The sequence below is a fragment of the Desertibacillus haloalkaliphilus genome (genome assembly GCF_019039105.1).
Lineage (GTDB): Bacteria > Bacillota > Bacilli > Bacillales > KJ1-10-99 > Desertibacillus > Desertibacillus haloalkaliphilus.
This window is the reverse complement of the sequence record NZ_JAHPIV010000496.1, coordinates 1-347: the sequence shown is the minus strand read 5'-3', so window position 1 is coordinate 347 and position 347 is coordinate 1. Positions and strand designations below refer to the sequence as shown.

General features: G+C 43.8%; 1 protein-coding gene. It reads right to left on the bottom strand.

The genetic code is table 11. From position 1 onward, the window contains the following. The coding region (locus KH400_RS22985) for an alanyl-tRNA editing protein (protein WP_498067644.1) at positions 1-347 on the bottom strand (347 nt) is incomplete at both ends.

Genomic DNA, 347 nt, shown 5'->3' with positions numbered 1-347 from the left:
GCTTCTTTTACTTGAGCTTCTGACAAATCCGGGGTATGCAGGTCAATCGTTGATACTTCTTTTCCTAAATGAAAACTGACCGTTTCTAGATTAAATAGGTCTGCAAATGATGCTGATAAGAGATGTTGTCCAGCATGTTGCTGCATATGGTCAAATCGCCTTTCCCAATCAATGCTTCCATGTACAAGGTCATCACTATCAAGAGGCTTGGATACGTAATGACGGATTTCACCGTCCACCTCCTCAACTCCTATTACAGGCTCCTTTTCAAGTTCCCCTATATCATGAGGCTGCCCCCCTCCTGTTGGGTAGAAAACCGTCTCATTTAGGACGATGTACCATTTTCC